Annotated in this window: 23 protein-coding genes and 1 tRNA gene; 19 read left to right on the top strand and 5 right to left on the bottom strand. The window is 67.8% G+C overall.

The window, feature by feature from the left end; translation table 11 throughout:
* Window positions 1-34: 34 nt before the first annotated feature.
* The 7 genes from H5411_RS21005 (at window position 35) to H5411_RS20975 (ending at window position 8,622) form a co-directional block, all read left to right on the top strand.
* Window positions 35-988: a Ppx/GppA phosphatase family protein gene (locus H5411_RS21005; RefSeq protein WP_101437665.1), complete on the top strand. Its 954-nt coding sequence runs from the start codon at window positions 35-37 to the stop codon at window positions 986-988.
* Window positions 989-1,193: 205 nt separating this feature from the next.
* Window positions 1,194-2,822, top strand: a complete 1,629-nt coding sequence (locus H5411_RS21000) for a peptide ABC transporter substrate-binding protein (RefSeq protein ID WP_183124766.1) — start codon at window positions 1,194-1,196, stop codon at window positions 2,820-2,822.
* Between the two features lie 104 nt (window positions 2,823-2,926).
* Entirely contained in the window at window positions 2,927-3,853 is a 927-nt protein-coding gene (locus H5411_RS20995) for an ABC transporter permease (RefSeq protein WP_101437667.1), read from the top strand.
* On the top strand, window positions 3,846-4,802 hold the full coding sequence (locus H5411_RS20990; RefSeq protein ID WP_183124765.1) for an ABC transporter permease: 957 nt from the start codon (window positions 3,846-3,848) through the stop codon (window positions 4,800-4,802). Before H5411_RS20995 ends, H5411_RS20990 begins: the two co-directional genes overlap by 8 nt.
* Window positions 4,803-4,807: 5 nt before the next feature.
* Window positions 4,808-5,833 (top strand): ABC transporter ATP-binding protein, encoded by a 1,026-nt coding sequence (locus tag H5411_RS20985; protein ID WP_183124764.1) that lies wholly within the window; start codon window positions 4,808-4,810, stop codon window positions 5,831-5,833.
* On the top strand, window positions 5,826-6,824 hold the full coding sequence (locus tag H5411_RS20980) for an ABC transporter ATP-binding protein (RefSeq protein WP_183124763.1): 999 nt from the start codon (window positions 5,826-5,828) through the stop codon (window positions 6,822-6,824). The genes H5411_RS20985 and H5411_RS20980 overlap by 8 nt, the downstream gene beginning before the upstream one ends.
* 82 nt (window positions 6,825-6,906) lie before the next feature.
* Entirely contained in the window at window positions 6,907-8,622 is a 1,716-nt protein-coding gene (locus H5411_RS20975) for a S8 family serine peptidase (protein WP_183124762.1), read from the top strand.
* Between the two features lie 58 nt (window positions 8,623-8,680).
* Here the strand turns inward: H5411_RS20975 and H5411_RS20970 are convergent, their stop codons facing one another.
* Window positions 8,681-10,171, bottom strand: a complete 1,491-nt coding sequence (locus H5411_RS20970) for a S10 family peptidase (RefSeq protein WP_183124761.1) — start codon at window positions 10,169-10,171, stop codon at window positions 8,681-8,683.
* Window positions 10,172-10,209: 38 nt separating this feature from the next.
* On the opposite strand from H5411_RS20970, the gene H5411_RS20965 reads away from it, so the two are divergent.
* The 4 genes from H5411_RS20965 (at window position 10,210) to H5411_RS20950 (ending at window position 13,885) form a co-directional block, all read left to right on the top strand.
* Complete coding sequence (locus tag H5411_RS20965) at window positions 10,210-10,893, top strand: uracil-DNA glycosylase (RefSeq protein WP_183124760.1); 684 nt, start codon at window positions 10,210-10,212, stop codon at window positions 10,891-10,893.
* Between the two features lie 84 nt (window positions 10,894-10,977).
* Window positions 10,978-12,306 carry an NAD(P)/FAD-dependent oxidoreductase gene (locus tag H5411_RS20960; RefSeq protein WP_037715647.1) on the top strand — a complete coding sequence of 443 codons (1,329 nt, stop codon included), beginning with the start codon at window positions 10,978-10,980 and terminating at the stop codon, window positions 12,304-12,306.
* Window positions 12,307-12,390: 84 nt separating this feature from the next.
* Window positions 12,391-12,464: transfer RNA gene (locus H5411_RS20955), tRNA-Leu, on the top strand.
* A gap of 890 nt (window positions 12,465-13,354) precedes the next feature.
* Window positions 13,355-13,885: a hypothetical protein gene (locus H5411_RS20950; protein ID WP_101437674.1), complete on the top strand. Its 531-nt coding sequence runs from the start codon at window positions 13,355-13,357 to the stop codon at window positions 13,883-13,885.
* A 48-nt stretch (window positions 13,886-13,933) separates the two neighbouring features.
* Here H5411_RS20950 and H5411_RS20945 read toward each other — a convergent pair whose 3' ends face one another.
* Together H5411_RS20945 and H5411_RS20940 are read right to left on the bottom strand one after the other, a co-directional pair.
* Entirely contained in the window at window positions 13,934-15,628 is a 1,695-nt protein-coding gene (locus H5411_RS20945) for a GMC oxidoreductase (RefSeq protein ID WP_183124759.1), read from the bottom strand.
* Window positions 15,629-15,748: 120 nt separating this feature from the next.
* Window positions 15,749-16,990, bottom strand: a complete 1,242-nt coding sequence (locus H5411_RS20940; protein ID WP_312878493.1) for a PucR family transcriptional regulator — start codon at window positions 16,988-16,990, stop codon at window positions 15,749-15,751.
* A 127-nt stretch (window positions 16,991-17,117) separates the two neighbouring features.
* Between H5411_RS20940 and H5411_RS20935 the strand changes: the two genes are divergently transcribed.
* The 7 genes from H5411_RS20935 (at window position 17,118) to H5411_RS20905 (ending at window position 23,053) form a co-directional block, all read left to right on the top strand.
* Window positions 17,118-18,524: a fatty acid desaturase gene (locus H5411_RS20935; protein WP_183124757.1), complete on the top strand. Its 1,407-nt coding sequence runs from the start codon at window positions 17,118-17,120 to the stop codon at window positions 18,522-18,524.
* Window positions 18,521-18,712 carry a ferredoxin gene (locus H5411_RS20930; protein ID WP_183124756.1) on the top strand — a complete coding sequence of 64 codons (192 nt, stop codon included), beginning with the start codon at window positions 18,521-18,523 and terminating at the stop codon, window positions 18,710-18,712. The genes H5411_RS20935 and H5411_RS20930 overlap by 4 nt, the downstream gene beginning before the upstream one ends.
* A gap of 6 nt (window positions 18,713-18,718) precedes the next feature.
* Entirely contained in the window at window positions 18,719-19,261 is a 543-nt protein-coding gene (locus tag H5411_RS20925) for an RNA polymerase sigma factor (RefSeq protein ID WP_101437678.1), read from the top strand.
* Between the two features lie 32 nt (window positions 19,262-19,293).
* Entirely contained in the window at window positions 19,294-19,455 is a 162-nt protein-coding gene (locus tag H5411_RS20920; protein WP_158242499.1) for a hypothetical protein, read from the top strand.
* Window positions 19,456-19,585: 130 nt separating this feature from the next.
* The gene (locus H5411_RS20915; protein WP_183124755.1) at window positions 19,586-20,881 is read left to right on the top strand and encodes a carboxylesterase family protein; all 1,296 of its coding nucleotides are present in this window, start codon (window positions 19,586-19,588) and stop codon (window positions 20,879-20,881) included.
* Window positions 20,878-22,107: an MFS transporter gene (locus H5411_RS20910; RefSeq protein WP_183124754.1), complete on the top strand. Its 1,230-nt coding sequence runs from the start codon at window positions 20,878-20,880 to the stop codon at window positions 22,105-22,107. The genes H5411_RS20915 and H5411_RS20910 overlap by 4 nt, the downstream gene beginning before the upstream one ends.
* The gene (locus H5411_RS20905; protein ID WP_183124753.1) at window positions 22,082-23,053 is read left to right on the top strand and encodes an MBL fold metallo-hydrolase; all 972 of its coding nucleotides are present in this window, start codon (window positions 22,082-22,084) and stop codon (window positions 23,051-23,053) included. The genes H5411_RS20910 and H5411_RS20905 overlap by 26 nt, the downstream gene beginning before the upstream one ends.
* On the opposite strand, the gene H5411_RS20900 is transcribed toward H5411_RS20905, so the two are convergent.
* Window positions 22,989-23,861 carry a helix-turn-helix transcriptional regulator gene (locus tag H5411_RS20900; protein ID WP_183124752.1) on the bottom strand — a complete coding sequence of 291 codons (873 nt, stop codon included), beginning with the start codon at window positions 23,859-23,861 and terminating at the stop codon, window positions 22,989-22,991. The two genes, H5411_RS20905 and H5411_RS20900, sit on opposite strands and share 65 nt — an antisense overlap.
* A gap of 129 nt (window positions 23,862-23,990) precedes the next feature.
* Here H5411_RS20900 and H5411_RS20895 point away from each other — a divergent pair, with 129 nt between their 5' ends.
* Complete coding sequence (locus tag H5411_RS20895; RefSeq protein ID WP_183124751.1) at window positions 23,991-24,896, top strand: SDR family NAD(P)-dependent oxidoreductase; 906 nt, start codon at window positions 23,991-23,993, stop codon at window positions 24,894-24,896.
* 15 nt (window positions 24,897-24,911) lie between these two features.
* On the opposite strand, the gene H5411_RS20890 is transcribed toward H5411_RS20895, so the two are convergent.
* The gene (locus H5411_RS20890; protein ID WP_183124750.1) at window positions 24,912-25,298 is read right to left on the bottom strand and encodes a VOC family protein; all 387 of its coding nucleotides are present in this window, start codon (window positions 25,296-25,298) and stop codon (window positions 24,912-24,914) included.
* Window positions 25,299-25,434 lie beyond the last annotated feature (136 nt).

Genomic DNA, 25,434 nt, shown 5'->3' with positions numbered 1-25,434 from the left:
GGCGCGGCGGCGGAGACCAAGTAAAGTCGGGGACATGCCTCGGGTAGCTGCGATCGACTGCGGGACCAACTCCATCCGTCTGCTCGTCGCCGAGCTGACGCCTCGGCACGACGGCACGGTCGACCTGCGCGACCTGCACCGCGAGATGCGCATCGTGCGGCTCGGCCAGGGCGTCGACGCCACCGGCAGGCTCGCGCCGGAAGCGCTCGAGCGCACCCGCGCCGCGCTCGCGGACTACACCGTCGCCGCGCGACGCAAGGGCGTCGAGAAGGTGCGCATGGTCGCCACCTCCGCGACCCGCGACGCGAGCAACCGCGACGAGTTCTTCGCGATGACCCGCGAGACGCTCGGCGTCGAGGCCGAGGTGATCAGCGGCGACGAGGAAGCCCGGCTGTCCTTCACCGGCGCGGTCGGCGAGCAGGACCCGGACGACGGGCCCTTTGTGGTCGTCGACGTCGGCGGCGGCTCCACCGAACTCGTCCTCGGCACCTGGAACGGTCGCGAGGCTGAGGTGATCGCCGCGAAATCCGTCGACATCGGCTGCGTGCGGATCACCGAGCGCGCGCTGAAGGACGATCCGCCGACCGCTGACGAGATCGCCGCCGCCCGCGAGCTGGCTCGCGGCATCCTCGCCGAGGCGTTCGACGTCGTGGACGTCGCGAAGGCCCGCACCTGGATCGGCGTCGCCGGCACCGTGACCACGTTGTCAGCGGTTTCCTTGGCGCTGCCCGAGTACGACTCCGAGCGCATTCACCTGTCGAAACTGACCCACGGCGAGATCGACCGGGTCGCGGAAAACCTCCTCGCGGCCGACCGCGCGACCCGCGCGGAAAACCCGGTGATCCACCCCGGCCGGGTCGACGTGATCGGCGGCGGCGCGGTCGTCGTCCAGGTCCTCGCCGAGGAACTCGCCGCGCGCGGTGGTCCGGACCAGTTGGTCGTCAGCGAGCACGACATCCTCGACGGCATCGCGTTGTCGCTCGCCTGAACGCTCCGCAGCGGCCACGTGACCGGGCGCGCATCCCGCGCCCGGACCCGTACCAAAAGCACCGAAAGTCATCAAGCGCAGTTAGTTGTGAGCTGACCGGGTGATGAACGGTGTCGTTATTCAGGTGCAACCCGGCGATCCGGTTACGAAGCGCCGATTTAGCTAGCCTCCATCTCGCTATGTGGACGCGAGAAACGGAGGGGACATGCGGGGTTCATCCAGGCTCTGGAGCGCGGCCGCGGTCGTGACAACCTTGTCACTGCTCCTGACTGCCTGTGGGGGCGGCGGATCCAGCAGCGGATCGTCGGGAGAAGCGGATCCGAACGGGACCTTCACGGTCTACGGCACGGAACCGCAGAACACGCTGATCCCCACGAACACCAACGAACTCGGCGGTTCCAAGGCCGTCGATCCGATGTTCTCCGGCCTCGTCGGGTACAAGGGCGACAGCGGCGAGCCGTACAACCTGATGGCGGACTCGATCACCACGACCGATTCCAAGGTCTTCGACATCAAGATCAAGCACGGCTGGAAGTTCCACGACGGCACCGAGGTCAAGGCGAAGAACTTCGTCGACGCCTGGAACTACGGGGCCAACTCCGCGAACGGCCAGATCAACAGCACGTTCTTCGAGAACATCCAGGGATACTCCGACGTCCACCCCGCCGACAAGGGGGCGAAGCCGGCCAAGGACACGATGTCCGGCCTGGCCGTCAAGGGCGACTACGAGTTCCAGGTGACGCTGGACGCGCCGTTCTCCGTGTTCACCACCAAGATCGGCTACACCGCGTTCGCGCCGCTGCCGGATTCCTTCTTCAAGGACCCCGACGCCTTCGCGAAGCACCCGATCGGCAACGGCCCGATGAAGTTCGTCAGCCGCACGCCGAACGTCGACATGAAGCTGACCCGGTTCGACGACTACCAGGGCCCGGACAAGGTCAAGTTCAAGGACCTGGACGTCAAGATCTACGCCAGCCAGGAAACCGCCTACCAGGACCTGCTGAGCAACAAGCTCGACTTCATCGAGACGTTGCCGCCGTCCGCGCTCACCGCGGACAAGTACAAGACCGACCTCAAGGAGAACCTGGTCACCGGGCACCTGCTGGGGATCAGCACGATCGCGGTGCCGTACTACGTGCCCGGGTACAACAACCCGGATCTGCGCAAGGCGATTTCGATGGCGATCGACCGCGCGCAGATCACCAAGACGGTCATGCACGACACCTATGTCCCGGCCGACGGCTACGTGTCGCAGGGCATCCAGGGCTACCGCCCGGGCGTCTGCGGCGAGTTCTGCAAGTACGACCCGGCCAAGGCCAAGGAGTACTTCGCGAAGTCCGGTTTCAAGGGCAAGCTGACCATCGCCTCGAACGCCGACGGCGGGCGCAAGGAACCGCTGGTGGCCGCGTGCAACAGCATCAAGAACACCCTCGGCGTCGAATGCGATTTCGTTCCGGCGACCGACTTCGGCCAGTGGCGCAGCATCGTGACCGGCCACAAGCTGACCGGCATGGGCCGTTCCGACTGGTCCGCGGACTATCCGTCCATTGAGGACTTCCTCAACCCGCTGTACCGGACCGGGGCCTCGTCGAACGACTCGACGTACTCCAACCCCCAGGTCGACGCCATGCTGAAGCAGGCCGATTCGACGGCGGACAAGGACGCCGCGGTCAAGCTGTACCAGCAGGCCGAGGACTTGATCGCGAAGGATCTGCCCTCGATCCCGGTGTGGGACGAGAAGGGCGTCGCGGCCAAGTCCAAGCACACCAAGACCGTGGTCCTCGACTTCCGCCGCCGCGCGGACTACTCGTCGGTCGAGGTCCTCAAGAAGTGATGCGCTGACTCGTCCGTTCCCACCACGCGGCTCGTGAGTGTTCGCGCAGGCCACCAGCCGGCGCGGGCGCTCACGAGCCCGGCGCGCACTCCTAGGAACCACGCATGATTCGTTACGTCCTGCGTCGCCTGCTCCAGTTGATCCCGGTGTTCTTCGGCACCACCTTCCTGATCTACGCACTGGTGTGGGCCGTGCCCGGGGACCCGTTCTCCGGCAAATGCGGGCAGCAAGCCTGTCCGCAGGCCTATATCGACCTGATGACCGAGAAGTTCCACCTCAACGACAACCTGTTCGTCCAGTACTTCAAATACCTCGGGAGCCTGTTCAGCGGCGACTGGGGCGAGACGTTCAACGGCTCCTCGGTCGGCGAGATGATCGCCACCTCGTATCCGATCACGCTGCGCCTCGCGCTCGTCGCGGTGCTCATCGAGGCGGTCATCGGCCTGACCGCCGGGGTGCTGACCGGCTTGCGCGGCAAGGGTTTCCTCGACAACCTGGTGCTGGTCTCGACCACGTTCCTGATCTCGCTGCCGGTGTTCGTCACCGCGATCGTGCTGCAGATCGTGCTCGGCGTGAACCTGGGCATCATCGACGCCAGCGTCTCGGACGATCCGAGCTTCGGCGAGCTGATCGTGCCCGGCATCGCGCTCGGCAGCCTGTCGATGGCTTATGTGGCGAGGTTGACGAGAACGTCGATCGCGGAGAACCGGCACGCCGACTACATCCGCACCGCCATCGCCAAGGGACAGCCCAACAGCCGCGTCATCGGCATCCACCTGCTGCGCAACTCGGTGATCCCGGTGCTGACCTTCCTCGGCACCGACCTCGGCGCCCTGATGGGCGGCGCGATCGTGACCGAGGGCGTGTTCAACATCAACGGTCTCGGCGGGCTGATCTTCCGCGGCCTCCAGAACCGCGAAAGCGCGACTGTCGTCGGCGTCGTCGTGCTGCTGGTGCTGGTGTACCTGCTGATGAGCCTGATCGTGGACCTGCTCTACGCCGTTCTCGACCCGAGGATCCGTTATGACTGACCCGAATCTCGTCGGCGGCGGAGGAGCCGACGCGGCACAGCTGTCGCATGTGGACAGCTCGGCCGACGCCGGCCCGAAGAAGCCGCGCAGTCTCTGGGGCGACGCGTGGCGGCAGCTGCGCCGCAAGCCGACGTTCGTGATCTCCGCGTTGATCATCCTGCTGATCGTGCTGATCGCGATCGCGCCAGGACTGTTCTCGCACCGTCCCGCCGGGTACAGCGATCTGACCCACGCCAACGAAGGCCCGTCGGCGGACGCCTGGTTCGGCTACGACAACCAGGGCTACGACGTCTACGCGCGGACCATCTACGGGGCCAGGGCTTCGTTGCTGGTCGGCGTTTTCGCGACCCTGCTGACTGTCCTTTTCGGATCGTTGATCGGCATCGTCGCGGGCTACTACGGCCGGATCGTCGACAGCCTGCTGTCGCGGCTCGGCGACATCTTCGCCGGGCTGCCGTTCGTGCTCGGCGCGATCGTCATCCTCACCACGTTCAACGCGCCGGGCACGAATCCCGGGCAGGTCACCATCATCGTGCAGGTGGTGTGTTCGATCGCGGTGCTGACCTGGCCGGTGGCGATGCGCATCATGCGGTCCGCGACGCTGGTGGCCAAGCAGCTGGACTACGTGAAGGCGGCCCGCGCGCTCGGCGCGAGCACGCCGCGGATCGTGTTCCGGCACCTGCTGCCGAACACGCTCGCGCCGGTGCTCGTGTACGCCACGATCGCGCTCGGCGCGGCCATCGGCGCCGAGGCGACGCTGGCGTACCTCGGCATCGGCGTCCGGCCGCCGGTGGTGTCGTGGGGCGTCATGATCAGCGACGCGCGCGACTACTTCCGCGCGGTCCCGCACATGCTCCTGTTCCCCGGTGCGTTCGTCACCATCACCGTGCTCGCGTTCGTGATGCTCGGCGACGGTATCCGCGACGCGCTCGACCCGAAGTCGAGGTAGCCGCAATGTCCACAGTGTCCAGTTCACCTGGTCCGACGGCGGAGCACGAGCTGCTGCTCGAGGTCGAAGACCTGCACGTGGAGTTCCGCACTTCCGACGGCGTGGCCAGCGTGCTCAACGGCGTCGGGTATTCGGTGCACGCGGGGGAAACCCTGGCTGTGCTCGGCGAATCGGGCTCCGGCAAGAGTGTCACCGCGCAGACCATCATGGGGATTCTCGACACTCCGCCAGGGGTGATTACCGGTGGCTCGATCCGTTATCGCGGCGAGGATCTGCTGACCGCGTCGGCGGACCGACGGCGTCAGGTGCGTGGAGCGGAGATCGCGATGATCTTCCAGGACGCGCTTTCGGCGCTGAATCCAGTGTTCACGGTCGGGTTCCAGATCGAGGAGCAACTGCGCGTCCGGCTGGGAATGTCCAAAAAGGATGCGCGCAAGCGGGCGATCGAACTGCTCGACCTGGTGCGCATCCCTGCGGCGGAACGACGGGTGAAGGACTATCCGCACCAGTTCTCCGGCGGAATGCGGCAGCGCGCGATGATCGCGATGTCCCTGGCGCTCGACCCGGATCTGCTCATCGCGGACGAGCCGACGACCGCTTTGGACGTGACCGTGCAGGCGCAGATCATGGACCTGCTCGCGGACATCCAGCGGGAACGGCGGATGGGGCTGGTCCTCATCACGCACGACCTCGGGGTGGTCGCGGAGGTCGCGGACCGGATCGCGGTGATGTATGCGGGACGGATCGTGGAGCAGGCCGACGTGCGGGAATTGTTCAGCTCGCCGGGCCATCCCTACACCGCCGCGCTGATGGATTCGCTGCCCCGGCTGGACCTCAAAGGACAGACGCTGGAGACCATCAAGGGCCTGCCGCCGAGCCTGCTCGACATTCCACCGGGATGCCCCTTCCACCCGCGCTGCAAGCGGGCCGAGCAACGGTGCCGCGACGAGCGGCCGTCCTCGCACGCGCTCGGGTTCGGCCGGGTCAGTGCGTGTCACTTCGCCGAGGAGGTGGTGGAGAGCCGTGGGTGAGCCGATTCTCAGCGTGCGCGAGCTGGTCAAGCACTTCCCGGTGCGCACCGGCGTGTTGTTCAAACGGACGATCGGGCAGGTGAAGGCCGTCGACGGCGTGTCCTTCGACCTGCAGCCGGGCGAAACGCTCGGCGTGGTCGGGGAATCCGGCTGCGGCAAGTCGACGCTCGCCCAGGTGCTGATGCGCCTGGAGGAGCCGACCAGCGGCAGCGCGACGTTCCAGGGCCGCGATTTGTTCCAGCTGCGCGGCGCGGAACTGCGGCGAATGCGCCGGGAAATCCAGATCGTCTTGCAGGATCCGTACACCTCGCTGAATCCGCGGATGACCGTCGGCGACATCGTCGGCGAGCCGTTCGAGATCCACACCGAGGTCGCGCCGAAGGGTTCACGGGCGAAGAAGGTGCAGGAACTGCTGGAGGTGGTCGGGCTCAATCCCGAGCACGTGAACCGGTACCCGCACCAGTTCTCCGGCGGGCAGCGGCAGCGCATCGGCATCGCCCGGGCGCTGGCGCTGCGGCCCAAAGTGATCATCTGCGACGAGCCGGTGTCCGCTTTGGACGTGTCGATCCAGGCTCAGGTGATGAACCTGCTCGGGGAGCTGCAAGGCGAGTTCGGACTGTCCTATGTGTTCATCGCGCACGACCTGTCGGTGGTGCGGCATCTGTCCACCCGGGTCGCGGTGATGTACCTGGGCAAGATCGTCGAAATCGGCACTGAGGACGAGATTTACGAGCGACCGTCTCATCCGTACACCCAGGCGCTGCTGTCCGCGGTCCCGGTGGCGGATCCGGCGGTGCGCGGGCAGCGGCAGGTGATCCGGCTGGAGGGCGACGTGCCGAGCCCGATCGATCCCCCGTCGGGCTGCCGGTTTCGGACTCGGTGCTGGAAGGCCGCGGACATCTGCGCGACCGAGGTGCCGAAGCTGGAACCGCGGACGGACGGGCATCTGTCGGCTTGTCACTTCGCCGAGGTGAAGTCCGTGGTTCCGTAACGAGCGATTCCTCCGGTTTGCCGATTGCCGTGTGCGGTGTCCGTTATGTACGTTGCATTATCGGTTTTCCTGAGGAGGACTCGTGAAGAGACCAAGATTGCTCGCGGTGGCGCTCGCGGTGCCATTGTTCGGTGCGGTGTCCGGCGTCGCCGTCCCGGCGGCGTCGGCCCAACCGGCCGGGCCGGCAACGGAATTCAGCGTCCTGGCGCGGGACAGCCAGAGTATCGCCGCGGCGCAGCAGGCCGTGCGCGACGCAGGCGGCACGATCGTCGCGACCAACACCGCGGTCGGGCTCATCACCGCCACCGCGCCCGCTTCTGGCTTCGCTGAGCGGGTTTCGGCCAACCGTGCGGTATTCGGGGCGGCGAAGGCGAAAGCGATCGGCAGCGCGCCGAAGGCGGGCAAGAAGGAGAAGCCGGACGCGGTCGAGAAGGAAGGCCGCGGCAGCGTGTCGCGCAAGGCCGCGGCGAACAAGGCGGCTGGCGCCGACCCGCTGGACGACCAGCTCTGGGGGCTCAAGTCGACCCGCTCCGAGCTGGCGCGCACGAAGCAGGCGGGCGACAAGCGGGTGAAGGTCGGCATCATCGACACCGGCGTCGACGGAAGCCACCCGGACATCGCGCCGAACTTCGACAAAGCCGATTCGCGCAATTTCACCAAGGACATCGTCGCGGACGTCAACGGCACCGTGGTCGACGGCCCGTGCGAATTCCGCGGCTGCGTCGACCCGGTGGACCACGACGACAACGGCCACGGCACGCACGTCGCCGGTACGATCGCCGCGGCTGCCAACGGTTTCGGCGTGTCCGGGGTGGCCCCGAACGTGACGGTGGTGAACGTTCGTGCCGGACAGGATTCCGGATACTTCTTCCTGCAGCCGACGGTCGACGCGCTGACCTATTCCGGCGACGCGGGAATCGACGTCGTCAACATGAGCTTCTACGTGGACCCGTGGCTCTACAACTGCCGTTCGAACCCGGCGGATTCAGCGGCGGAGCAAGCAGAACAGCGGACGATCATCGAAGCGACCACGCGGGCGTTGAACTACGCGCACCGCAAGGGCGTGACGATGGTGGTCGCGCTCGGCAACCAGCACGACGACCTGGCCGCGCCGCACGACGACGTCACGAGCCCGGACTATCCGGCGAACGGGACGCATCCGCGCAAGATCGACAATTCCTCGTGCTTCTCGCTGCCGGTCGAAGGCCCGCACACCATCGGGGTCGGCTCGTTCGGCCCGACGCAGGCGAAGGCGGACTACTCCAATTACGGCACCGAGCAGATCTCCGTTTCCGCGCCTGGCGGGTACTTCCGGGACGGTTACGGCACGCCTTGGTATCGGACGGTGGAGAACGAGATCCTGTCCGCGTATCCGCGCAATGTCGGTGTCGCGGAAGGAAACATCGACGCGGCGGGCAATCTGACCCCGGCTGGCGTCGCGCTCGGCATCCAGAAGGCTACGGCGGCGGACGGCCGGGTCGGCTATTACCAGTGGCTGCAGGGGACTTCGATGGCCACTCCGCATGCGACCGGTGTCGCGGCGCTGATCGTTTCCCAGTACGGCAAGAAGACCGGGCATTCGATTTCGATGGATCCGGACGCGGTGCAGCGAGTGCTGGAAGGCACGGCGGCGCCGATCGCGTGCCCGGTGCCGCGGACGGTCGATTACCTGAAGCAGGGCCGGGACGCTTCGTTCACGGCGACTTGCGTGGGTGACGCGTCGTTCAACGGGTTCTACGGACACGGTTCGGTGGACGCTTATTCCGCGGTGACGCGGGGTTCGGAGTTCCTGGGCTGAGCGCGCGGCTGGTTGTGAGTGCCTATCGCGGTTCTAACCGCGATAGGCACTCACGAGGTCAGCGGTTGGATGCCTTCTTCACGAACTTGCCCAGATCCTTCGACTGCTGCACCCGCGACGGTTCGTGCACGTACATCATGTGCCCGGCCGGGTAGTACGCCGTGTCGATGTTTTCCCGCAGCTCCTCCGGAATCTTCAGCTGCGAGAGCACGTACTCGGACGCGTAGTACGCCGTCGCACCGTCGTAATGCCCGAAGGCGACGTGGACCTGCAGGTGCGGGTTGGCCCGCATCGCCGCGCTCAGAGTGTCCACAACGGACACCGAGCGGCCCTCGAACTCCTTGTAGGACCAGGCCTTGAACACCTCGGTGGACAGGATCTCGTACGGCAGGTCGTTCTCGTACCCGAGTTCGGCGCGCACGTAGTGGTTGAACCCGGCCGAGTAAGCGCCGATGATCCGCGACACCGACGGGTCGTCGCTCATGTGCTCGACGCCGCCGTCCGGTTCCCACGTGGTGAACCGGCCGTCCATCCGGCCGACGGCCTTGCCCTGGTCACGCAGCAGTTCGGTGAAGAACCGGATGTGCTCGATCCGCAGGTTCACCCGGTCCACATAGGACTCGCTGAGCCCGGTGAGCGACGCGAGCGTCTGTACTGCCTCAGTACGGTCCTGTGTGGACAGGCGGGCGCCGCGGGAAAGCGCCCACGGCAGCTCCTTCGAGGCGAAGTCCTCGGCGTCGGCGAGCACGTCGTCGAGCGGACGGTCGCCGTGGAGACCGTGGTAGTGCGCGATCGCCGCGTACGTGGGCAGGAACAGCGAGTACGGCAGGTCGTTGCCCTCGTGGAACCGCAGCGTGCCGAGGTCCAGGACGGACGAGATGAGCATCAAGCCGTTGAGGTACAGGCCGTAGCGCTCCTGCAGGTGCCCGGCCAGCGCGGCCGCGCGCAGCGTGCCGTACGACTCGCCGGCCAGGAACTTCGGCGACAGCCAGCGCTGGTTGCGCGAAACCCACAGCCGGATGATCTCCGCGATCGATTCGATGTCGCCCTGGAACCCGGTGTACGGCTGGGATTCGCCGCCCTCGGTCACCCGCGAGTACCCGGTCTGGACCGGGTCGATGAACACCAGGTCGCTGTGCGCCAGCAGGCTTTCCGGGTTGTCCTCGAGCCCGTACGGCGGCGGCACCGGGTCGTTGACGTCGCCGGACAGCACCCGGCGCGGCCCGAGCAGGCCCATGTGCAGCCAGATGCTGGAGGAACCGGGGCCGCCGTTGAAGGCGAAGGTGACCGGTCGCGTGCCGGGGTCCGCGTCGTCGAGGGTGTAGGCGGTGAGGAAAACCTCGGCCTTGGCCTGGAGGCCCTCGGACTTGCCGTCCTTCTTGACCTCCTGGCGGAGCACGATCCGGCCGGTCTGGGCGGTGTAGGCGAGCTTGCGCCGCTTGACGGTGAGCGTGTGCTGCGTCGTGACGAGGTCGTCGACGGGCTCCGCCGCCTTGGTCTCCTCGTCTTTGGTCTTCTCGGCGGTCTCGTCCGCGGTGGTGTCGGCCATGGCCCCAACCTATCTCGTGACCCGGTTAGATTGGCGCAATGCGCACGTTCGCCGACCTCGACGCTTCCCTGGTCGAATGCCGCGCATGCCCTCGGCTGGTCGAGTGGCGCGAGAGCGTGGCCGGGACCAAGGCCGCGTTCGCCGGGGAGCGGTATTGGGCGCGGCCGGTGCCCGGCTTCGGCGCGGAGGACGCCGCGCTGGCGGTCGTCGGGCTCGCGCCGTCCGCGCACGGGGCCAACCGCACCGGACGGATGTTCACCGGCGATCCGTCGGGCGACTTCCTTTTCCGTGTGCTGTACGAGGTCGGTCTCGCGTCCCAGCCGGTCTCCGCGGCCATCGGCGACGGCCTCACGCTGCGCGGCACCCGGCTCGTCTCGCCGGTCCGCTGCGCGCCGCCGGAGAACCGGCCGACCCCCGCCGAGCGGGACACCTGCCGGCACTGGCTGGCCGAGGAACTGGACCTGCTGCGGCCGACCCTGCGCGCGATCGTCGTGCTCGGCGCGTTCGGCTGGCAGGCGCTGCTGCCGGTGCTGTCCGCCGCGGGCTGGCCGGTGCCGAAACCGCGTCCGGCCTTCGCGCACGGGGCCCGGATGCAGTTCGGCGACCTCGCGGTTTTCGGCTGCTACCACGTGTCGCCGCGCAATGTCCAGACCGGCCGTGTGACGCAGCCCATGGTGGTGAGCGCATTCACCGCCGCGGCCTCGGCGGCCGGGCTCATCTGAATCGTGACAACCTGCGTGGCGATGCTGGTCACAGCGGGGTGGGGTACCCGAGCGGAGCCGCTCGCGAAGTGCGACTATAGGTACATGGCTGCTGCGAAGTCGGAACCGACTCGGATCCTCGTCCTCGGTGGTGGATACGTCGGCCTGTACACCGCGTACGGGCTTCAGAAGATGCTGCGCGCCAACGAGGCCTCCGTGACCGTCGTTGACCCGCAGCCGCACATGACCTATGCCCCGTTCCTGCCCGAGGCGGCGGCCGGCGCGATCGAGCCGCGGCACGTGGTCGTGCCGCTGCGCCGCGTGCTGAAGCGCTGCCACGTGCTGACCGCGCGGGTCACGAAGATCGAGAACGAGCGCAAGTCCGTCACGGTCGAGGCCGCCGACGGCCACATCGAGACGCTGAACTACGACGTGCTCGTGGTCGCGCTCGGTGCCGTCGCGCGGATCCTGCCGATCCCCGGCCTCGCCGAGGAGGGCATCGCCTTCAAGACCATCGGCGAAGCGATCTACCTGCGCAACCACATCATGACCAAGCTGGACGAGGCGGCCAGCACGCTCGACCCCGAGCTGCGCAAGCGCCTGCTCACGTTCACCGTGGTCGGTGGCGGGTTCGCGGGCATCGAGGCGCTGGCCGAGCTCGAGGACATGACCCGCTTCGCGGTCGAGAACTACTACCCGAACATCAAGCCGGCGGACATCCGCTGGGTGATGGTTGAGGCGGCCGGGCGGATCCTGCCCGAGGTGCGCGAGACGCTGGGCGTGTACACGGTGCAGCAGCTGGAGAAGCGCGGCATCGAGGTCTACCTGTCGACCGCGGCGAAGTCGTTCGAGAACGGCCACGTGGTGCTCTCGGACGGCACCGAGTTCGACACCGACACGATCATCTGGACCGCCGGCGTGAAGGCCAACCCGGTCCTCGCCAGCTCGGACCTGCCGCTCGACAAGCGCGGCCGCGTCGAGGCCACCGCCGCGATGCAGGTAGTCGGCCACCCGGACGTCTGGACCGCGGGCGACAACGCGGCCATCCCGGACCTCTCGCGCACCGAACAGGACCCGACGGCGACCTGCCCGCCGAACGCCCAGCACGCGGTCCGCCAGGCCCGCCTGCTGGCGAAGAACATCATCAAGGTGATCCGCGGCGGACAGCCGAAGGACTACTACCACAAGAACCTGGGCGCGGTCGCGAGCCTCGGCCTGCACAAGGGCGTGGCGGACGCGCTGAACCTGAAGATCAAGGGCTTCCCGGCGTGGCTCTTCCACCGCGCGTACCACCTCAAGGCGATGCCGACGTGGAACCGCAAGATCCGCATCCTGTTCGACTGGATGCTCGGCGGGCTGTTCCGGCGTGAGGTCATCTCGCTGGGCCAGATCAACAACCCGAAGGAAGAGTTCAACCGCGCTAGCAAGGGCTGAGTTCTCCTGCGCTTGACGAAGCCGGGCCGTCGTGGGGTGGCCCGGCTTTGTCGTGTGCTGGGGCGGGTTCGCTAGGGTGGGTGGGCCCCCGTAGCCCAATTGGCAGAGGCAGTCGACTTAAAATCGACGCAGTGCGGGTTCGAACCCCGTCGGGGGCACTCCAAGGCGGGGAGCGGGAGGCGCTCCGCTCATGACAGCCTGCTCGTTTTCATTATCTTGTTTGCGCTGGTTGAGGCGCTTGAGTTACACCGATCCCATCCGGACCGTGTGCTTGGTTGAACGTCGCCTGTCTGCCGGGCTGGCTTGGAAACCGCACAGACAAGCTAGGCGTCGGGGCCGGACCGGATCTACCCTCCCCGGGAGAGGCTCGCGCGGGCGGCTCCTGCCCATAGGTTCAGGTGACCAGCATGGACGACGATGTCGCTTATCGAGCTCGCGGCGGGGCTAGTCTGCCCGCGGAGTCAGGAGGTGTCACCGCCACCTACCCGCTCGCCGTTCTTGAGGCAGATGGGGCGGGGGTCGGAATCGGCCTGAGCCCGCGCTGGCTCGCAGCCGTTCCTCGGTTCTTTTCCGGTGGTCGTCAGTCGAAGAGCGAATACCTCTGGAGCAGACGGTGGGATGAAATACGGCAGGTCAAAATCGCGCAACGGAGCATCGTATTCATACCGGAGCACGGTGGCCGATGCCGGTTTGTCACGCCGACTAGGCACGGAATCCGGCCGTTGGTCGATATGCTGCGGGGAACAGAAATACGGTGTGAAGAGGTCCGGACGACGATACGTGACGCGTTTATGGACTAGCGCGGTCCTCCTTGCGGCACCGTGGACGGCACTGCCACGATGCCTGGGATCACCGACCGTGTCGAGATCCCATTGCCCGTCTGGAAATGGCCGTGTCGTTCGAATTTCACGCCCCTCCGCGAAATTCAGTCGACGTTTCACATCATTGCCAGCAGAAAGCATGGCCACGGCAGGCGTCGGCGCAGCCGTAACGTCGCACCAATAGGCCGCGACTTCTCGGCAGAGGGCGAAAAGCAGCGGAGGTCCCCATGGCGACCCGGAACACTGAGCGGGCAACCCAGCGGACGTTGTGGTTCATCGGGGTGTCTGACTCCCTGCTGATTGCCCTCGGTCTGTTGTCGACGGCGACCTACCACATCGGCGGCCATGCCTTTAGCCTGCATCTCGGCGGCCTGGGCGGCGCGTTGGCGATCGTCGCGGTGATCAACTTCTTGGGCTTCTACTGGTTCTACCGGGAGCTGCGCGACGCGATCGCCGCGGCCGTCGTGCTGACCTACATCATTTTGCTGGCCTGCATGTTCAATACCAGCGTCCAGGACGCGTTTGACCACTCAGCGCTCGGGAGCAGCATGTTGACCAGCCTCACGACGCTGACCGCCACCGTCGGCGCGTTCTACTTCGTCGGCAAGAGCTACGAGCGAGCATCTGAGATCAAGGCTCCCGCTCCGGCGATGACGTCCGGCGACGGCTCTGCGGCCCCAGAATTCAGCAACGGCTCCCGGCCGTCCGGTTTGACCAATGGGTCTGTGACGGACGACGCGAGCGATATACGGCGGTGAATTTCTGGGGCTCGCGCTATCTCTCGCGTCGTACTGCCCGTCGTGCGCTTAGGAAATCAGAGCGCCGGGAGCACCAGCCGGGACCGCAGCGTGGCGTGGGGGCACCGGGTCGAGGCGTTTGTACGGCGCGCCGAGCGGTGGCCGGGGGTCGGCGTCGCCGTGGTTGGGCCACGGGGACATCGCGCGTTCGGCTTGGGCGGTGATTGTCAGGGACGGGTTGACGCCCAGGTTCGCGGAGATCGCTGAACCGTCGACGACGTGGAGGCCGGGGTGGCCGTGGACTCGGTGGTAGGGGTCTAGGACACCGTCTGCTGGGTCGTCGGAAATGGCGCAGCCGCCGATGAAATGGGCGGTCATCGGGATGTTCAGGATCTCTCCGGTGGTGCCGCCGGCGATGCCGTCGATCTTCTCCGCGACGCGGCGGGCGGCGTCGTTTCCGGCGGGGATCCAGGTGGGGTTCGGTTCGCCGTGGCCGGGGGCGGAGGTCAGTTTGTGCCGTCCGGTGCGGGTGCGTTTGCCGGTGACGGTGATGGAATTGTCAAGGGTTTGCATAACCAGCAGGATGATGGTGCGTTCGGACCAGCGGCGCGGCGAGAACCAGGTGAGGTTGCGCGGATTCCGGGCGAACACGGTCAGCCAGGTCAGCCAGCGCGGAACCGGCTTGCCGCCGTCGGTGAGTGCCGTTTGCAGCAGCGACATCGCGTTGCTGCCCTTGCCGTAGCGGCACGGTTCGATGTGCGTGTGCTCGTCCGGGTGGATCGACGAGGTGATCGCGACGCCGCGGGTGAAGTCGACGTCCTTGCGTTTCGATTTCGCGCCGAGGATGGATTCCGAGTTCGTCCGGGTCAGGCGGCCGAGGCTGGCGGAAATTCGGGGCAGCGCGCCGGTTTCTCGAGCTCGGTGGAGCAGTTTCTGCGTGTTGTAGGTGCCAGCGCTGAAGATGACGTCGCGGGCGAAGAAGGTGCGCACGTTTTTGCGGCGGCGCGGTGACTTTCCGGTGCGCACTGCGGTGACGAGGTAACCGCCGTCCGCTGGGCGTACGTCGAGCACTGTGGTCATCGGGATGACGTTCGCACCGCGTTTTTCGGCCAGGTAAAGGTAATTGCGGTCCAGTGTGTTCTTGGCGCCGACCCGGCAACCGGTCATGCAGGACCCGCATTCGGTGCAGGTTCGGCGTGCTGGTCCGGCACCGCCGAAGAACGGGTCTGGGACGACGGTTCCGGCGGGAGTGTCCTTGTCGCCGAAGAAGACGCCGACTGGCGTGAGCTGGAAGGATGAGCCAACGCCCAGGTCGTCGGCGACTTCGCGGAGCACCTGGTCGGCGGCGGTGACGGTGGGGTTTTGGGTGACGCCGAGCATCCGGCGGGCCTGGTCGTAGTGCGGTTTCAGTTCGGCTTGCCAGTCGGTTACGTGTGCCCACTGTGGGTCTTCGAAGAACGGCGCGGGCGGTTCGTACAGGGTGTTGGCGTAGTTGAGGGAACCGCCGCCCACGCCTGCGCCGCCCAGGATGACGACGTCGCGGAGCAGGTGGATGCGCTGGATTCCGTAGCAGCCGAGCCGCGGTGCCCAGAGGAAATTCCGGACGTCCCAAGAGGTTTTCGGCAGTGTCTCTTCGGTCCGGCGCGGACCGGCTTCCAGCACGGTGACGCGATAGTCCTTTTCGGACAGCCGCAAAGCGCTCACGGAACCGCCGAAACCGGAGCCGATCACGAGGACGTCGGTCTCTTCACGGGTTTCGTTCATCGTTGTCCTCACAGGCGTCAGCGCGGTGGCGACCCCGAAGTCTTCTCGCCCAGGCCGGACCCGTGCATCGGTCTGCGGAACGGGACCGCGGGACGCGACTGGTCCCGCGGCACAAAACCCTCAGTCCACCGGCCGGAGCACCGCCGGGCCCAGCAACCGGCAGGCCAGCAGCGCGACCTCGACGTCGATGCGTCCCTCGGACAGTGGGCGGCCGCGTTCCTGCTCGGCCTTGCGGAGCCGGTACTGGATGGTGTTCTTGTGCAGGTGCAGCTCTTGCGCGGCGACCATCAGGCTGCTCCCGCTGGACAGGTACGCCCACACCGTCTCGCGCATCCGCTGGTGTCCCTCGTCGTCGTCGGCCAGCGCGCCGAGCACCGACTGGACCCAGCCCGCGACCGCCGAGGGATCTGCCGCGACCAGCGCCAACGGTCCGAGCTGCGCCGCCGCGGTGACTGGTCTCGGTCGCGTCCGCTCGGTCATCTGCGCCACGGCTTCGGCTTGGCGGGCCTGCTGGTGGGTGGTGCGGAACCCGGCCAGGCCGCTCGCCGGGTCGCCCAACGCGACGCGCACCGGCTCGGGTGAGCCGGCGAGCGCGGCGGACACCGCGTCGAGGTCGAGCGTCGCGGTCGGGAACCAGGCCCACACGGTCGAGGCGTCCGGGGCCACGACCAGCGGAATGGCGCCGAGCGCATTCGCGAGCAGGGCCGCATGCCGTTCGAGGGTGGTCAGGCGGGCGCTTTCGTCCAGTTCAGGGCCGCACCACAGCACCGCGCCGACGTGCCGCTCCGACAGCGCGTAGCCGAGGGTTTTCTCGACGTCGGCGGGGTCGACGGGCTTCCCGGACAGCGCGGCCTGCACCTTCGCGAGCCGGGCGGCGTTGCGGTGGCGCAGCCAGGTGTCACGTTCCAGCTGGTAGGCCTCGACGACCTCTTCGGAGATCTTGTCGATGTAGGTGAAGGCGACCTGCGACAACTCGGTGGCGGCGACCGCGACGTCCGCGGCCTCCACCGGCTCGGCGGCGATCCGGGCGATCATCTCCTGCTGGAAGGCTGCCTGGCCGAGGCGGTACGCGCGCAGCATCGCGGTGATCGGCACCCGGCGCTGGGCCAGCCGCCGCGCGAACTCCAGCGCGACCGGCGGCGCCCCGACGTCGACCGGCTCCGTCGAGCCGCCCAGCACGCCCAGCGCGGCGACCAGGTTCTCCCGGACCGTGTTGTCCAGCAGCTCAGCGGCCTGCGCGTCGGGCGCGAGCGAGGGCAGCTCGGCGGAGACCTCCTCGACGATCCGCGCGCGGAGCAGCGCGAGCTCGGCCAGGACCGAGTCCGCGACCTTGGCCAGTGTGGCGGCAGCCGTCGACGTCACAGGCAGCACCGTACGCCCGGTTCGTGCCCGAGACCCAACGCAGCCGGTCGTTTCGGTTTCGCGCACAGTGACCGGCCACAGGCGGATTCCTACCTTGAGGAAAACGACAGACCGCGTGGAGGCCGCCATGAAGGAATACCGCCTCGCCGGGCCGAACGGCGAGACTGCCTGGCACGACCGGAAGCGGCAGCTGTGGCTGCTCGGGCTCGTCGTGCCGCTGCTGCCGTTCGGCGCGATCGGGTTGCACGCCGCGACCGGATCCGACGCCGCGCTGTGGCTCGGACCGCTCGTCGTGCTGGTCCTCGTGCCGCTCATCGACCTCGTCGCCGGATACGACCACACCAATCCGCCGGACGAGGTGATGGAGGCGCTGGAGGAGGACCGCTACTACCGCTGGATCACCTATCTGTTCCTCCCGTTGCAATACGCCGGTTTCGTGGCCGGAGCGTGGATGCTCGCGCGCGGCGATCTTTCCGTCGGCGGAAAAATCGGCCTCGCGATCACGCTGGGCACGGTCGCCGGCATCGCGATCAACACCGCGCACGAACTCGGCCACAAACGGGAAAGCACCGAGCGCTGGGCCGCGAAAATCGCGCTGGCGCAGTGTTTTTACGGGCATTTCTACATCGAACACAACCGCGGGCATCACGTCCGGGTTGCCACTCCGGAGGACCCGGCGTCAAGCCGCCTGGGCGAGAGTTTCTACCGGTTCTGGCCGCGGACGGTCCTCGGTTCGTTGCGCAGCGCCTGGGGCGTCGAGCGGAAACGCTATGCCCGCAAGGGAAGCCACCCGTTCCACCTCGGCAACGACGTGCTCAACGCGTGGCTGATGAGCGTGGTGCTGTGGGGCGGGCTGATCGCCTGGCTGGGTATCGGGATCCTGCCGTATCTGGTAGTACAGGCCGTTTTCGGCTTCTCGCTGCTGGAGATCGTGAACTACCTGGAGCACTACGGGATGCTGCGCAAGCAGGTCTCTAACGGCGCGAAGACCCGGTACGAGCGCGTCACTCCGGCGCATTCCTGGAACTCCAACAATGTCGCGACGAATGTGTTGCTGTACCACCTGCAGCGGCACAGCGATCACCACGCCAACCCGACGCGCCGGTTCCAGACTCTGCGCGACTTCAAGGAAAGTCCGGTTCTGCCGACCGGCTACACCGGGATGATGGTTGTCGCGCTGGTCCCGGCGTGGTTCCGGAAGGTGATGGATCCGCGGGTCTACCGGCATTTCGACGGCGATATCCGCCAGGCGAACGTGCAGCCGGGCAAACTGCCTTCGCTGCTGAAGAAGTACCCGGTCATCGCTCCTGCCGCGGAGAAACCCGCCTTGGACAACCGACCGAAGCTGGCCGACGACGTGGACGCCGCGCGGTGCCCCGGCTGCGGCTATGTCTACCGCGTCGCGGAGGGCAACGAGCTGGAGGGCTTCGCCGCCGGGACGCCCTGGTCGGAGATCCCGGACGACTGGACCTGCCCCGATTGCGGCGTGCGCGACAAGGTCGATTTCGTGCCGGTGGTTCGGGAGGCGGCATGAAGATCGTCGCGGACCACGGCACCTGTGAAGGCCTCGGTATGTGCGAGGCGATGGCCGACCAGTTCTTCGAGGTCGGGGACGACGGCGTGGTGCAGGTCCTCGACGAGACCCCGCCGGAGGCAGAGCGGGAGTTCGTCGACGCTGCGGTGCGCGCGTGCCCGGTCGCCGCGCTGCGGTTGCGGGATTGAGGCCCGGTGGAGACGGAGCTGCTGGGGCGGGCGCGGTCCGGCGACCAGGCCGCGTTCGCCGTCCTCTACCAGGAACACGCGGCGCCGGTCTTCCGCTACCTGCGGATGCGGCTGCCCACCGCGACGGTCGCCGAGGACCTGACGAGCGAGGCGTTCCTGCGCGCGTGGCGGAAACTGCCGGACTTCCGCCCGGACGTCGGCTCGTTCACCGGGTGGCTGTACACGATCGCCGACAACCTGCTGCGCGACCACCGCAAATCAGCCCGCTACCGGCGGGAACTCCTCGACGGGAAAGACCACGACGGACCGGACATCCGGGGCGGTGCCGATCGGCTCGCGCTGGCTCGCATCGAAGCGGCGGCGCTGCGCCGGTGCCTGGCCGACCTCAGCGAACCGCAGCGCGAGTGCGTGCGGCTGCGGTTTTTCGCCGGACTGTCCGTCGCCGAGGTCGCCGAAACGATGAACAAGAACCCCAACAGCATCCGGGCGCTGCAGCACCGTGCGGTGCGCACGCTCGCGACGCTGCTGGCCGAGACCGAAAAGGCGTGACTGTGCACGGATTTCTCGAGATTTTCAAGATCATGGGACCACTGCTGGTGCTGATGCTGTGCCCGATCTGGCTTCCGCTGCTCGGGATGGCGATCGGTAAGCTCGCGGACCTCTTGTCCGGCGGCGGCGCCCGGACCGAATCTCGGCCGGTGCGCGCCGAGCCGGCCGAGGCGGGGAGCCGCGTTTCGCGGTGAGGTATAGCCGGGCGCACATGTCTCGGGCGGCAAAGAGCATTGGTCAGGCATTCCGGACTTTCTTAGCCTGACTGCGGGTCGACGGCGGTCTCCTGGCTGGCGTCGGACGCACGCTCAAAGGAGAGCCGAGATGACCGAATCCCCGCCTGTCACTGCCCAGCCGCCGTCCGGTCCGGTCATCGGCGCTCGAACCGACGACGGCCTGCTGCGGTTCCGCGGAGTGCGCTACGGCACCGCGGAACGGTTCCAGCCGCCGCGACCGGTCGCACCGCATTCCGAGCCGGTCGATGCCCTCCTGCCAGGCCCGATCTGCCCGCAGCTCGGCTCGCGCCTGGAAGCCGCGATGGGGCCGCCGCGGGGAGAACCGCCCCAGTCCGAGGACTGCCTGCACCTTGCCGTCGCGACGCCTGGGCTGACCGGGGCGCGTCCGGTGCTGGTGTGGCTGCACGGTGGCGGCTTCCTGAGCGGCGGCGGCACGCTTCCCTGGTACGACGGCGGGAGGCTCGCCGCGGACGGCGACGTGGTCGTCGTGTCGGTCAACTACCGGCTGGGGGCGTTTGGCTACCTGGTCCACGAAGGCGTCAGCGAGGGCAATCTCGGTCTGGCGGACCAGATGCTCGCGCTCGAATGGGTGCGCGACAACATCGCTGCGTTCGGTGGCGACCCGGGAAATGTCACCGTCTTCGGCCAGTCCGCTGGTGCGCTTTCGACGCTTGCGTTGTTGTCGGACCCGACGAGCCGTCCGCTGATCCGGCGGGCGATCGTCCAGAGCTCTCCGGCTCCCGAGATCATCCAGGAACGCGCTGTGGCGCTGGAGATCGGCCAGTATTTCGTCGACGCGGTCGGCGGAAATCCGGCCACTGCTTCGGCCGACCAGTTGCTCGCCGCGCAGTTGCGGACTCTCCGGTGGAACGCGGCGAAGGACCCGGCGTCGACCCGGCCGCCGTTCGGCCTGGTCGGGATCGAGGTCGACGGCGCCATGCTCCGGTCCGACCCGTTGCCGGACTTGATGATCGGGTACACGGCGCAAGAGTGCACGGCATTCGCTTTAGGCGTCGAGGACGCTGAGATCCGGCAAGCGATCGCGGACCAGACCGAGCCGCTTTTCGGTCGTCCGGCACGCGAACTGGCGCGGCAGTACGCCGAAGCCGGCGGAACCGTGTACTCGTACGAATTCGATTGGGCTCCAGAGCACGGCGGATACGGCGCGATCCACTGTCTCGAACTGCCGTTCCTGATGGGCACGCCGGAATCCTGGCGCGGGAGCCCGATGCTGGGGGAAACGAGCTGGACCGAGGTCGAACGCCTCGGTGCCCAGATGCGCTTGTGGTGGACCGAATTCGCGCGTTCCGGCTCGCCGGACCCGCGGCTCGGCGAGAAATTCCGGATCGGGAATCCTTCTCACGGACTGGAGAACACGCCATGAGCAAGCCCGGCATCCACTGGCCAGTCGTCCTGCTCTGCTTCTTCGCCGTTCTTCTCGACGGCTTCGACACCGCCGCTCTGTCGTTCACGATCCCGACGCTGTCGAAAGAATGGGCTTCCGCACCCGCCGCGTTCACGTTGCCGTTGGTGCTGACCAACATCGGCGTCGTCGCCGGGTACCTGGCCGCGGGTTACGTCGGAGCCCGGATGAGGTCCCGGTCCGTGGTGCTCACCGGCGTCCTGATCTTCGCGGCGGCGACCGTGCTGACCGCCGCGATCCTGCACCTGAAGTCCATGCCGGTCTTCGCCGCGAGCCGGTTGGTGACCGGGCTCGGCCTGGGTTTGGTGCTGCCGGCCGGGGTTTCCCTCGCGACGAAGCACAGCGCGGACGGCCGCCGGGAGCTGGTTTCGGTGGCGGTGACCCTCGGTCTCGCGTCCGGGAGCAGCCTCGGCGGGTTCTTCGGCGGCAAACTGCTGCACAGCGTCGGGTCCGCCGGGGTCTTCTACGTCGCCGGGCTCGCTCCGCTGCTGCTGGCCGCAGTGATGGCCATGGTGCTGCCCAAGCGGGAACCGACCGTGGAGAGCAGCGCGAAGCAGGAGGCCAAGGTAAGCAGGCTGTTCGGCCCGGGACTGCGCCTTCCGACCGCGCTCATCTGGGCGTTCTCGTTCCTCATCTTCATCACCGCGTACGTGCTGATTTCCTGGGTCCCGACGCTTCTCACCGGCTACGGTTTCGCCGCCGGGAAGGCCCCGCTGGGACTCGCGTTCCTCACCCTCGGCGGGATCGCGGGCGGCCTGGTGCTCATCCCGCTGGCCGCGCGGATCGGGATCGCCCGCGCGCTGATCCTGATGCCCGCCATCGGGGCCGTGTGCATGGTCCTCGTCGCGACGGTGCCGGTCCGCGAGACTCTGCTGTTCGTGCTGCTGGCCGGTGCCGGTTTCGGGGTCACGGCTGGGCAGATCGGGCAGCTGACCCTCGCGGTCTCGATCTATCCCGCGAGCACGCGCACCACCGGCGTCGGCTGGGCCGCGGCGCTGGGGCGGATCGGGTCCATCGTCGGGCCGGGCGTAGCGGGCTTGCTGCTCGCGCTGGCGTTGTCGGCCCAGACGATCGTGCTGGTGACCGCTGTTCCCGTGCTGGTGGCGATCGCCTGTGCGGTGGGGCTGAGCCGGGTGCGCTCGACCGCTGGGAGGGAGCGCGATGGCGCACTGGTTCGATCTCGGTGACGTCGCGGTCGTTCCCCTGATCGAGGACGACCGGTTGCTGATCGACCCCGGGGAGTTCTTCCCGGGGCTCGAGCCGGATCTGGCCGACTGGTACGCGCGGGAACCGTGGTTCGACCGGGCGGCGGAGAAGCTGGTGTTCGTCATTCAGTCGTTCCTCGTCTGCTCGGCGGACGAGGTGCTGGTCGTCGACGCGTGCGTCGGGGCGGGGAAGGACCGTCAGCGGCCCGAGTTCGACCAGCTGCCGGACCGCTGGAGGCAACAGTTCCTCGCGACCGGGCTGCGGGAGGCGGACGTCGATGCGGTCGTGTTCACTCATCTGCACACCGACCACGTCGGCGCTGCCACTGCCCAGCGGGAACCGGTTTTCCCGCACGCTCCGCATTTCGTGGTCGAGGAGGAGTTCCGTTACTGGTCGAGTGAAGCCGGTGGGGCGGCCATGCGCCGGACCGGTGACTACCTGGCCGACAGCGTCCTGCCGATCGAGCAGGCCGGACAGCTTCGTTTTGTCGCTCCGGACGCGGTGGTGGGCAGGCACGCCGAACTCGTTCCCGCGGCCGGACACACGCCGGGGAACGTGTGCGTGCGGGTCCGCGGCAGTGCCGGGACCGTCCTGCTCGCCGGGGACACGATGCACCACGGGGTGCAGATCCGGCATCCGGAGCTGAGCACTCGGTACTGCGTCGAGCCGGGAGCGGCGGCGCGGGTGCGGGGCGCTTTGCTGGATGAGGCGGCGGGCAGCGGCGCTGTCTTCGTTCCGACGCATTTCCCCGTGCCCTCGGCTGGCCGGGTCCGGCGTGGTCAGGCTGGGTACGACTTCGAGTTCGCCGCCGACCTGGTCCGGACCGGGCAGTTCCGCTACCGGGAGTGGCTGGGCAGCCTTGTCACATTGGGCCGCCGGGGCTCTGCACCCGTTGCGGCGCGGAGCCAGTGGCCTGACCGCGGGTGACGCGGAGGAGGTCGAGCTTCCCCGCGTCGGTGGTGCCGGTCGCCGCGGTGTAGGTGACCATGCGGAGGTCTGCTCCCGGGGCCAGGAGGACATCGCAGTCAAGCCGGATCTCGCCGACGTCGGGGTGATAGATCGTCTTTTGCTCGCTCGTGTGCTGGGCAGCGGACTCCGTGACCCAGTGGCGCGCGAAGGCTTCCGATTCCGCACGGAGATCTCGGACGAGGCGATTGAGCCGGGCGTCGGCGGGATAGCGGGAGACGGCGTCTTTGAGGTCGGCCACGATCGACGCTTCGAAGGCGTCGAATCCGTGTTCGGCCTCAAGGGGCGGCAGGGCCGGGCCATTGCCGAACAAGGCTAGGGCGAGGTTGCGTTGCTCGACCGGGAGCGCGGAGGGATCGCCGATCAGGGCGCACCACATGGCGTTCCACCACACCAGCGTCCAGTCCGCGGTGAACACGCCGATCGGGACGTCGCCCAGGCGCAGGGCGAGCCGTTGGATGCTCGCGGGAACGTGGGCGCTGATCGTGCCGTCGCGCGGCGGCAGGAGTCCGGCGCTGCGGTAGAGCTGGTCGCGTTCGGCCCGGGAGAGCTGCAGCGCTCGGGCGAGGGAGCCGACGACCTGGGCGGAAGGGTTCTTCGCGCGGCCCTGCTCCAGACGCAGGACGTAGTCGACCGAGAGTCCGGCCAGTTGCGCGAGCTCCTCACGCCGCAGTCCGGGCGCACGCCTGCCGGCCGTCGCGGTGAAGCCGGCGTCGACAGGTGAAAGCCGGTCGCGCCAGCCGTGCAGGAGCTCGCCGAATTCGGGCATGAGCCCATTCTGGCGGCGCGGCGATCGTTGAGCCTGGGTACTGCCAGTCCTAGGGACATCCAAGCCACTGGCTGGCGGCGGCGAGTGCGAGGAAATTCCGGTGTGCAGTGACCAGCAAGGGAGACTTCGATGCAGCACACCATCGTGATGACCGGCGCGACTCGCGGTATCGGCCGGATCGCCTCCGAGCACATCCTGCGCCGGTCGCCGGACACCCATCTGGTTGTCGTCGCCCGCGAATCCACCGGCTCGCAGTTCAGCGGCAACGTCTCGTACGTCGTGGCGGACTTGAACTCGCTGAAGAGCGTCCGATCGGCCGCTGCCGAGATCTGCCACCGGCTCGACCGCGGTGACCTGCCGCCGCTGCGCCACTTCGTGGGCAATGCGGGCGTCCAGTACACGGACAACCTGATCGAAGGCCCAGAGGGGATCGAGTCAACATTCATGGTGAACGTGCTCGCCAACCATGTGTTCGTCCGCGCTTTCGAAGACCGCTTCGGCGGCCGCGGCCGGATCGTGGTCACAGTCAGCGACACGCATTTCGGCGATTTCACGCACAACCTGGGGATGGTGCCTCGGCCTGCATGGGACTCACCCGACGTCCTCGCTCGCCCGCGTGCCTTCCCCAAGCCCGAAACCACCGCCGCGGGGCGTGCCGCGTATTCGACCAGCAAACTGGCTGCGATCTACCTGGTGCACGAGTACGCGCGCCGCTTGCCTGCCGGGGTCGACGTCATCGCCTACAACCCGGGTTTCGTTCCCGCCACTGGTCTCGCCCGCAACGCTGGGCCTATCGGCCGCTTCATGATGCGCAGAGTCCTGCCGCTGCTGGCTTTCACCCCGTTCGGCACCCATCGCGACGATGCGGGCCGCTACCTCGCCGAGGTCGTCCTGGGCGGCACGCAAGCCCCGACCGGTTCCTACGTCGACCGCGACAAGGCGGCCCGCTCCTCGGACGAGTCCTACGATCCGCGGCGCGAACAGGAACTTTGGGACACCGCCGAACGCCTGACCGCGCTTGATCCGGCGACCTGAGGTTCGCCCGCCAGGTTAGCCGGACACCGGGTCGACCCGGCGGCGGAGCAGGCAGAAGACGTTTCCCTCCGGGTCCGCCAGCACGTGCCACGGTTCCTCGCCGGTCTGGCCGACGTCGGCGGGTCGCGCGCCGGCCGCGAGCAGGCGTTCCAGTTCCGCGTCCTGGTCCCGGTCGGTCGGGTTCACGTCCAGGTGCAGCGGCAGTTTCGCCGGTTTCGGGTCGGTACCGCGGCTGAGGATCAGCGTCGGCTGCGGGCCGCCGAAACCGGCTCCGGGCGGGCCGATCTCGAGGTCGTCGCCGTCCCAGCCGAGTTCGACGTAGCCGAGGACTTCGCACCAGAAATCGCCCATCCGTTGCGGGTCGGCGCAGTCCAGGATGAGTTCGGTGATCCGGCAGGCCATGTGCGCGAGCTTAGGGCCGCCGCGCACCCCCGCCCAGCGAATTCCGGTTTGTGCGCGCGGAGAGATCTGCCGCCCCGGATTCGTCCGCGCGCACGAACGGACCGTCCGGGAAACCTCCTAGGGTCGCCAGCAGCGA

Source organism: Amycolatopsis echigonensis (genome assembly GCF_014174495.1).
GTDB classification, from domain to species: domain Bacteria; phylum Actinomycetota; class Actinomycetes; order Mycobacteriales; family Pseudonocardiaceae; genus Amycolatopsis; species Amycolatopsis echigonensis.
This window is presented reverse-complemented; position numbering and strand designations above follow the sequence as displayed.